The sequence below is a fragment of the Candidatus Methylacidiphilales bacterium genome, assembly GCA_025056655.1.
Taxonomy (GTDB): domain Bacteria; phylum Verrucomicrobiota; class Verrucomicrobiia; order Methylacidiphilales; family JANWVL01; genus JANWVL01.
Map to the genome: position 1 here is coordinate 1 of JANWVL010000083.1, position 9841 is coordinate 9841.

The window sequence follows — 9841 nt, forward strand, 5'->3', positions numbered from 1 at the left end:
TTCAAGGTGATAACATCATTGAAGAATGGCGTAGTCTGATTAAACCCGATCGTCCCATCCCCCACAATGTGAGTGAACTTACCGGTATACATGAAGAAGATGTACAGCGCGAAGGGATTACATTACAAGAGGCGATTCATCGCTTACAAAAATTGATTGGTAAATCGAGCATCGTAGGTCATAACATAAATTTTGATTTGAGCTTTTTTAAGGCCATAGAAAAATCACCAGATTTCTTGACCAACCCACGTATTGATACATTTGAACTAGCTACTATACTTATGCCAAGCGAGGGGAGTTATGCTTTAGATACTCTTGCTAAGAAAATTGGTATTGATTTATCAGAATCACATCGTGCCTTGTCTGATGCGCGCACGGCGATGAAGGTCTATTTAAAACTTTTTGAGTATGCAACTAGATTACCGCCTGGGATTTTAAATGAAATAATTGAATACGCGAATAAATGTAACTGGCCATTGGCCGAATTTTGGCGCGAAGTACAAGAATACCAGACAAAAAACATCATCTTATTTAATCAGGGTAGCATTTACAATGGCGTGTTAAATTCATATATACAAAAAGATGATGTTCTTATAGAACAACGTCGCCGCGCCCTAATGGAAGGTCCTCTTGAGCCTAAACCTCAGACACAGAAGATTGATCTTGATCAAATATCCAAAATTCTTGCCGAAGACGGACCATTTGCGACGCGATTTCCAGGATATGAAAAGCGCCAGCAACAGATTCAAATGCTACAGAAAGTGTCGAAGATATTCAATGATAAGGGTGTAGGATTAATAGAAGCTGGAACTGGAGTCGGTAAGTCATTAGCTTATCTCATTCCTGCGATGATATGGTCACAGAAGAATGGTGACCGAGTGGTAATAAGCACAAACACAATCAACTTACAAGAACAACTTGCTTTTAAAGACGTACCAACCGTTATAGATATTCTTGGTGGAGGGCGCGCCGCCGTAATGAAAGGAAAGGGGAGATATCTTTGTAAAAATCGCTTTGATGAGGTATGTAAGAATGGACCTCAAGATGTAGATGAAGCGCGCCTCATGGCAAGAATTCTAATATGGTTGACATACACGATTACCGGTGATGGAGACGAACTCATTATGTCCACACCGGGAGAACGCGCTTTCTTCCAACGTGTTTCGGCGAAAAATAATATGTGTAACATGAAAACATGCAGCGAAAGTGGATGTTTTTTCTATCAAGCCAGGAAGTTAGCGGAAAGTGCAAACGTCATTATCGTTAATCATGCACTTTTGTTGGCAGATCTCTTAGTTGAAAATAATGTATTACCGGAATATGAATACCTAATTATAGATGAAGCACATCATCTAGAGGCAGCAGCTACAGAGTCATTGACAATTGCTTTAGACTTTAACGAAATCAAAAGAACATTCGGAGAGTTATCCCGCATCATTAAAAGCGTGCAAAATATTGGATTTAACCCTGTTATTACTTATGGCGATGAATACTCAGGCAAAAAACAACCTGATGATATTTTGCAACAATGCCAGCAAGCTGCTGAAGCAGTAAGTACAGCTTTGGAGAGCTCGTCAGTTTTTTTTGATGAAATGAAATCTTTTGCGCAGAATGAATCGCAAGAAGATTCTTTTGAATACGTTAGGAGAGTGCGCATAACGCAGGAGCTGCGCAAATGCAACGGATGGACGCGCATTAAACTTTCTTGTGATACATTTAAGAGAGATCTAGATGCGCTTGTTCGCCAATTAAATGGCATCGCAAATATCGTATCTGAATATGATAAATCTATAAATAATGTACAGATTATACTTAATCATCTAAATGGCAATATACGTTTTATCACAGAAACGAGTGAGTATTTGCATAAGTTACTTTCTGATGATAATGATCAATATGTGTGGTGGATAGATTTAGAAAAGCCTCATAAAATAACAAAAGTGTCCAGAGTGACATTAAATGCAGCTCCTTTGCATATCGGCCCGATACTTCAGCGTGAGCTATGGCAAAAAAAGCGCGCTGTTATTCTTACCTCTGCTACTTTACGCACTAGCACTGCTAATGATCAAGGCAAGCAAAGTTTTAACTATATTCAAAAGAAGCTTGATATAAACAATGCTGAAACCATTGCACTAGGATCGCCTTTTGATTATAAATCCTCGACCTTGCTCTATATAGTAAATGATATTCCTGAGCCTAATCATCATGGATATCAGCAAGCATTGGAACGTGGTTTGGTAGAACTCTTCTCTGCTTCTCATGGAAGAGGTCTGGCTCTTTTTACCAGTTATTCTGCATTACATACCACTGCGCAATCTATTGCTCCTATTCTACAAAATTCAAATATTACAGTCTTAGAACAAGGTGATGGCACATCGCGACGAAAGATGATTGAAAACTTCAGATCTGCAGAACGTGCCGTAATGTTAGGAACAAAGAGCTTTTGGGAAGGTGTGGATATACAAGGTGAAAAACTAACTGCATTGGCGATTTGTAGATTACCATTTGAAGTGCCGACCAATCCGGTTTTCGTCGCGCGTAGTGAGAGGTTATCTAACCCATTTAATGATTATTCCGTTCCTGAGGCAGTTTTGCGATTTAAACAAGGGTTCGGTAGACTTATTCGATCTAAAAATGATTACGGCGTCGTCGTAATCTTTGATAGAAGAATATTGACGAAGAATTATGGCCGAGCATTTCTTAACGCTCTTCCTGAAACCACGGTTATGCGCGGTACGATCGCTCAGATGGGACGAATAGTAAGAGATTGGTTGTCACTAAAATCTGCAGCTAGGATTAATAGTGAAATAAATGGCAAAGAAATTATACCAATTGGCTTGTGATAAATTAGAATAAATATTTCAAAATTAATAGAAATATATATAACTCAAGGCATACAAGCTAATCAGAGGGATTGAGGCAAGAATAACGTGTATTGTCTGCGAATGGACTGTATTGTTTATTACATACGTCATTCATGCCAATTATCTATCCTGTCTAGAACCATATATCAAGCTTACGATTTACCCACATCTTTACAGCTTTTAAATATCGTGTGCAGCTTTCGTGTTGGATGCGCAATCACTTACCCACGTTTTTAAATACGTCTGAGATCACATCTTAAGTATCACTTATCTAACCGCTCTAACAGACGAATATCTCCATGCGATATCGGGACCGATTTATATCAGTATAAGGTGAAAGAAACCCAATTTCATCATATAGTGTGCCAGACAAACGATCTGCATGATGACTCTTCAGATATCTTATAGCACAACAAAGCGGTTTTATAGTTAGCGATAAATATATTAATTAATTAGCCTCTTAAACATTTCCGCATTTGTGTAGATGACATTCTTTGCTCTTTTGCCTTAAATTACTACCGTGTAGATTATACTTCTACCTGTTAAGTTGAACATATATACATTTAAAAAAACCCCCCACCCGATGAAGTATTGAATATTATCGCCTGCTTATGGCAATAATTGACTTGTTTTTCTCAGTTTTTAAAATAGTTAAGTGGCAGCCTGTTTCTTTTATGTGATATATAGAGCATTGTATATACTCAGCATGATTGATATAAAACAAAGACATATTAGCTCATTTATGTGCGTGGTTTAAGAAGATATATGATGCACATATATCATCTACCTTGTCACTCACTATTTTTCGTAGTATACTGCCTCTATATTAATTAACAAATTCCCACCCCGTATAGCTCAATGGAAAGAGCGGCCGACTTCTAATCGGTAGGTTGTAGGTTCGAGTCCTACTGCGGGGACATACATTTCATTCTGGAAAGAGTACTTAATCATTATCTTTTTCAACCACTGGGCTGTTGCTTCTTCATTATTTTAAATTATTTCACAAACATATGCTTTGAAAATATCTGGGTTTATAGGCCGATCAGTTTTTGTATAGTTTAGTATGTGTTTGGTGTTTTTATCTAAAGATATATCCAATGTTATGCTATGATAAAGATATTGCGAAATTTTATAAAATTTTAGCCTCAATATCTTATGTATTACGCCCTATCTCTTATTAAATTTATCACAATTCATTAACAGTCCAGATGTATTGTCTTCAAAATCGCCTTTAAAAAGCTAGACCATGCCAATCCTTTTATCAATATTATCATGTTTAATTATCTTAGCCACAAAAGCAGGATACTTGTAATCATAAACTAAACGCTGGTTCTATTTCATTAAATATCAAGATATTTGTTGATCAGGTCGTTATCCATATGCATCGAGATATATGGTATCTGCATATATTGCTAAACCTTATATGATACTGTACACCTTAAATCATTTAAACGAATTGATGGATAAAATAATGACAAGAAAATTTGCTGCTAGAGTTGGATATCATGGAGAATCTTGCTGTTATAGTATAAGCTTATACATAAATATATTATTTGTTTAAACGCGCTATTTTTATATTATCGCGTTTCAATTATGTATGTCAAATATAAACCTCTTGTTTTATCTTCCCAAACCCTATTAATTTCTCTAACCTATCTTTTTTATCCTCATCTTTAGATTTTTTGTAAAAATTAAAGGCGTTTTTTATAATCCGACGTTTTCTATCTTCAGGAATCCAGTTTAACAATTTTTGAGCATGTTTGATTATTTTACACTCCAATAATATATTAGTTAAGGCCTCATCTGAATAAATAAAGATATACCTCTTTATTAATCTCAATGATTTATATAATTCCCCATTATTCTTAGCAGACAAAAAGATACGAGCAATCAAATCAGCTTTTCTGTAATTAATTCTTCTGCTCACGCATGAAAGTATTATTTTTATATGATCTTCTCTTAATTTCCTTTCTTCAATCATGGCTTTTAGTTTATTTATCGTGATATCATCTGCTGTTTTAATTATTTGAGATATACATGTTTTGATAACTAACGGTGATGTTTCTTCCTGAATATGGTTTAACAAGAACTCATGAATTGAGCTGTGCTTTGAATCTGAAATTGCATAAACTGCTGCAGACCTGAGCGTTTTACTCTTTATATTTAAAAAGCATTCTATTAAAATTTTAACTATTCTTTCGTCATTAATTTCTTTAAAAGCGCGCATATCTCTTAAATAGAACCAGATAGCAGGGTTTTTGTTGATATAATCAACTGCTTTGCTTAAAAACTCCGAATTATTTCTTAAGAGATAAGCCAAGCATACTGCATCTACTTTAGGAATTTTTGACTTTCCCAATATATTCAGAAATCCATTTTCAACTCTGCTGTCATTACAATAAGCCAAAGAACGAACGAGTAGTATTTTAACTGATTTTTTATCTAATTTTTCGTATAAATCAAAAGCTGTATCAATATAAAGATCCCTTGCTGTTTCCTTGAGCTTATTAATGCATGCTTTTATCGTATCGTTATCATTGTTGTTTAGGATGATATTGCTCAAAATATCCTTATCTTTAGGTAAATAATCAAGAAACTCCACTGCATAAGCAGTAAAATATTTAACGTCCTTGTTATTAGATAAAAAATCCAGAAAATCGCGTGAATCATCTCTTTTTATTCTACACAACGATCGTATGCATTCATACTTTATATCTTCCACATATTCGCTGTTGAATATATTAACAATTAAATCTACTACCTCGTGACTGTTGTTGGCATGAGTCAATAGGCTCATACATGCGATGGCATGAATTTTAATAATGACATCCGTCGCTTTATTTAATATTACCTTAATAAGGTCGAGCGATTTTTCATTATCAATTATAGTTAAAATATCTATTGCAGACATTATAGTATAGATCGGTAAATTATCAATCCCTTTGTCAATTATTGTGTTGATAATATCATCACCGATGGAAAGTTGAGATGCTTTGGATTTAAATTCAGCGAAATTTTTAAGCCAAACTTCTTTCTCTAACTTTGCATGAGCTGAGAAAACGTTGTCCTGATTATTAATAGAGCTATAGATTCCATAAGATATACGATCAAGGCGATCAGATAAATCTAATACTGAAGACAGAGGGTGTATTTTCATATTCATGTATAAGCCTCATCTAGAATATATTTTAGCCATATTTCTGACCTTTGCATTAATCTGACAGTGCGGATATCTTCGCGCGTTCTAGAAAATGTGCATGAAATTATATACAAACAAACGTTGCATCCATTCCGATGGTTTTTAATATATTAACTAAGAATAAATCGTTTATTGATATATATATTACAACGTATGATGTTAGTATGAGCTTTGACAGATGCTATGATTGACATACTTCTTCAAACGAACAAAATCTATCATTAACACGAAATGCAAGGATATAAAATCGCTGATGTTGATTTATTTATGTAATCATATCATTGCCTGAGCAACTCCAAATTTGTCTTTGCATTTCAAAGCCGATCTAAATAAATAAACCTCTTTATATAACATTGCCATGATTCAATGAGATTAGATTATTCGAATAGGCACATCAATCAATTGAACTAGCCAGTGACAATAAATTTAGTATAACGCATTCAATATATATTTATACCTCGGAATATATTGTATTGATCAATATTTATTATAAATTAAATTATAATATTATAGCGTGACGCATGTTTTATTAATAAAAGGAATAGTCATACTGGGACATAATTGATATCAAAAGGCTAGATTTTTTGACACGATTTAAATTATTAAACAAAACATCCACGAAATTCTTTCTCAGGTCTTTTAGTGTTTGTAATGTCAATAGTATTTTGTCTTTGTTATTTGTTCTGTTTACAAAATCGATAAAAGCTTCCATCAAAATATTCATAGGAATTTCCTCTATGTGTTTTCCGAAAAATATGTAAATCTTATTTTTTAATTTATCAATATTATCGAACAAGACGGCAATAGAAGCTGGTTTTGCTATATAAAAAAGAAGTCTAGTGTATTTTAATAGAACATGGATTTCTTTAATCTTTTTCATCTCGTTATTTATCATATCCAACATAGTTGATCCATTATAATAAACCGCAGTGGAAATAAAGAAATATCTGAGGTCGTTTTGATTAACATCCCTCATTATTTCTTCGAAAAAGCACATGGCTTTTTGTTTATCAATCAAAAACATGTAATTTAACGCGGATATTTTTACCGCTAATGAGGTCGCTTTATTAAATTTCCTTTTTAAGATCCCCCATATATCATTACATTTAAAGTTTGACAAAACATCTAAAGCCATAATCTGAAGGTGTGCATCATTTTCGTATAATATATTACACAAAAGCCTTATTTTAAGTTTCTTTTTTGTATTAATATCTAACGCTTGTATATATCTAAGAAGAGTCTTGTAAAGAAATTTGTTCTTATCTTTAAGCAAAACATTTATATATTCAAAGAATAACTCATCTTTCAAAAAAATTAAAACATCTAGGGCGAAATAAAGCAGCTGGTCATTTTTAGAATTAAGAACATCTTTTGCGATGTGATAGAAAGAGTCTCTTTTATTGTTATGCAACGCTTTTAGCATAAAAAAAGCGACTTTCATACTTTCAAAATCTTCAGGAAAAGATGATTCTACCCCTAATTTTCTTGAATATTTCAAGCATAAGGCTTTAAGAGCTTCTAATCTTATTTTATTATTAATATATTTACTGAACGCTATTCTCGAAAGAAATCTTTCTGATTTATAATAATCAATTATAGAAAGCGCTTTTATTACTTCAATTTTATGATTAAAACTTTCTTTTTGAAATATATCGTATAATATATCTATTGCGCAAGCATGACCTATTAATCCCAATGCTGATATAACTGATTTTATTATATTCAAATCGCCATTATTATAAATTCTTGAGATGAAGTCTACATCGGTTGGATTTCGTTGTTGCTCCAGTGTTATGGTGTTTTTTGATATAATATTTATATCCTTCTCTTTATTTATAATATCGTTTGTTGATTTCATTACCTCCTGATCGTTTCCGCTTAACATGGCTATCATTTCTATATCGTTAGCATTCAATCTCTTTTTATATTTCAATGCCTCAGCAATCTTATCTTTCAACCCACATGCGGTTATTAATGAATATTTTTTCTCATGATGCATTATCAATTCTGCAACACTACTATTATTTAAAACCTCATCGATTAAATTATTGCTGTCGCCAATAATATAGGACAATATCTTTGGTTTACATTCTTTTGGCCCTATTGACTTATCTAAGATACGTAGTATATTTACTCCCTCATCTTTAAAAATAGTGACGAGTTTTGCTATGAAATATTCCTTTTCGTATTCATCCATATATTTCCAAAAGTAAATAGCTAGGATTTTTCTTCTATATTCATCCTCCCTACTTAAAAATTGAATAAGATAATCGGTCCTATCTTCAAAAGCACGCTCGTGTAAAAAAATGCTTTCAATTTGCGGAAGAGAAAGTCTAGCAATCACGAATATATTTTAGTGCGATTAGTAAGCAAATTCAGCCTGATAGCTAAATAGATTGATTATATAAATAAATCTAGCGTTAAATATAATGGATATGATAGTCAAACAAGACAAGAATCACAGCAAAAGCCAAAGCTATCTATACGAGTCCTGTGATTATTATTTAACTGAGCCGCCAAAATTCATTCGGCTCATTACCAAGGGCTATAAATAATATATCAAGACATATCCAGACAAACATGCTTTCGACAACACGAGTGTAATCTATATTTCAAGTTATTAATCTATATTTCAACCAATTAAGTTACCGATGAGCATACTAGGGTTGACTCTATCCTCTTCCTGTTATCACACTACTCCTAGCGGTTGAACAACTTCTCAACACGTTTAATAAACAATTCATATGAGCCTAGACTCAAAAGACACATGCTTAATCAAAATGGGTAATGTCACGGTATATCAAGCAACTAGCAAAACAGACACTATATTTAACAAGGAATCCATAAATCCAAATACTTGCGTATCCCCGCGGATAGTTCTGATAGCCCAGAGGCGCTTGCTTGAAAGGATACCGCCGATTTCAGCATTGCACAGAAGACTCAACCGATTGCTGCATTCCTCCATACTCGCGAAAAGCACTGCGACCGTCGGCTTAAGCGAGCCAGATCAACAGAAAGTCGGCGAGACTGGCTTCAACCGAATAGGTCTGCGACTCGCACGGCACAACTAGAGACAGTCGCCGCGGTAGTCCAAAGCGACATACCCACTTAAGCAGTCGGTGTAATACTGAAATGCTCGTGGCACTTGATCTACCACCGCTTGTAACACAGCTTCATCGCCGGATAGAGCATCTACCAGCTCATCATGCAGCGCATCTGGCACTCGATTTGTGTCACGAGATAGACTGTTTTCTACACCCGACAAATATGACAAACGCATCGAGAACGATAAAAGTTTAGTCACTGGTTTGCAGTCGTTGGACGGGTGATGGGGCGAAGCACGCTCACCGGCACACTTGATCCTGATGGCTATCGTTTGCGCCCACGACATACCGATTGTGCTTGACGCGTGGGAGCAGTGGACATCCTGATACGTCTTACTTAGCGTGGGATTCTAGGTGGTTAGCCGATTGGGTTGGACGGAAGTAAATAAAATTGGATACATGAAGTGTCCAAAGAGACATAAGCGAATCGGTGGTCAAACGAGGCAAGAATCACAGCGGCAGCCAGCGCTACCTGTGCAAGGCCTGCAATCGTCATTTCACCCCTCGGCCCAACCCAATCGGCTACCCGCCTAGAATCCCGCGCCAAGCCGTCGAGATGTATCTGGATGGCCACAGCTTCCGACGCATCGGGCGCAATCTGCGTGTCAAGTGCGCAATCCGTGGCCAACTGGGTCAAGTGCGCCGGTGAACGTGCCTTGGCTGCCCCCATCCCA

At 35.2% G+C, this 9841-nt stretch carries 5 protein-coding genes and 1 tRNA gene; 2 read left to right on the forward strand and 4 right to left on the reverse strand.

Annotated elements, in window-relative coordinates:
- Positions 1-2843, forward strand: a 2843-nt coding sequence (locus NZM04_05275; GenBank protein ID MCS7063444.1) for an exonuclease domain-containing protein, incomplete at its 5' end; no start/stop codon positions are given.
- Between the two features lie 865 nt (positions 2844-3708).
- Positions 3709-3781, forward strand: a tRNA-Arg gene (locus tag NZM04_05280).
- 683 nt (positions 3782-4464) lie between these two features.
- Here the strand turns inward: NZM04_05280 and NZM04_05285 are convergent.
- From NZM04_05285 to NZM04_05300, 4 genes are all read right to left on the reverse strand, one after another.
- Positions 4465-6021, reverse strand: coding sequence for a hypothetical protein (locus NZM04_05285; protein ID MCS7063445.1), 1557 nt, complete (start codon positions 6019-6021; stop codon positions 4465-4467).
- 571 nt (positions 6022-6592) lie between these two features.
- Positions 6593-8407 (reverse strand): HEAT repeat domain-containing protein, encoded by a 1815-nt coding sequence (locus NZM04_05290; GenBank protein ID MCS7063446.1) that lies wholly within the window; start codon positions 8405-8407, stop codon positions 6593-6595.
- A gap of 723 nt (positions 8408-9130) precedes the next feature.
- Positions 9131-9454: a hypothetical protein gene (locus tag NZM04_05295; GenBank protein ID MCS7063447.1), complete on the reverse strand. Its 324-nt coding sequence runs from the start codon at positions 9452-9454 to the stop codon at positions 9131-9133.
- Positions 9455-9525: 71 nt separating this feature from the next.
- On the reverse strand, positions 9526-9841 hold a 316-nt coding region (locus tag NZM04_05300; protein ID MCS7063448.1), incomplete at its 5' end, for a hypothetical protein.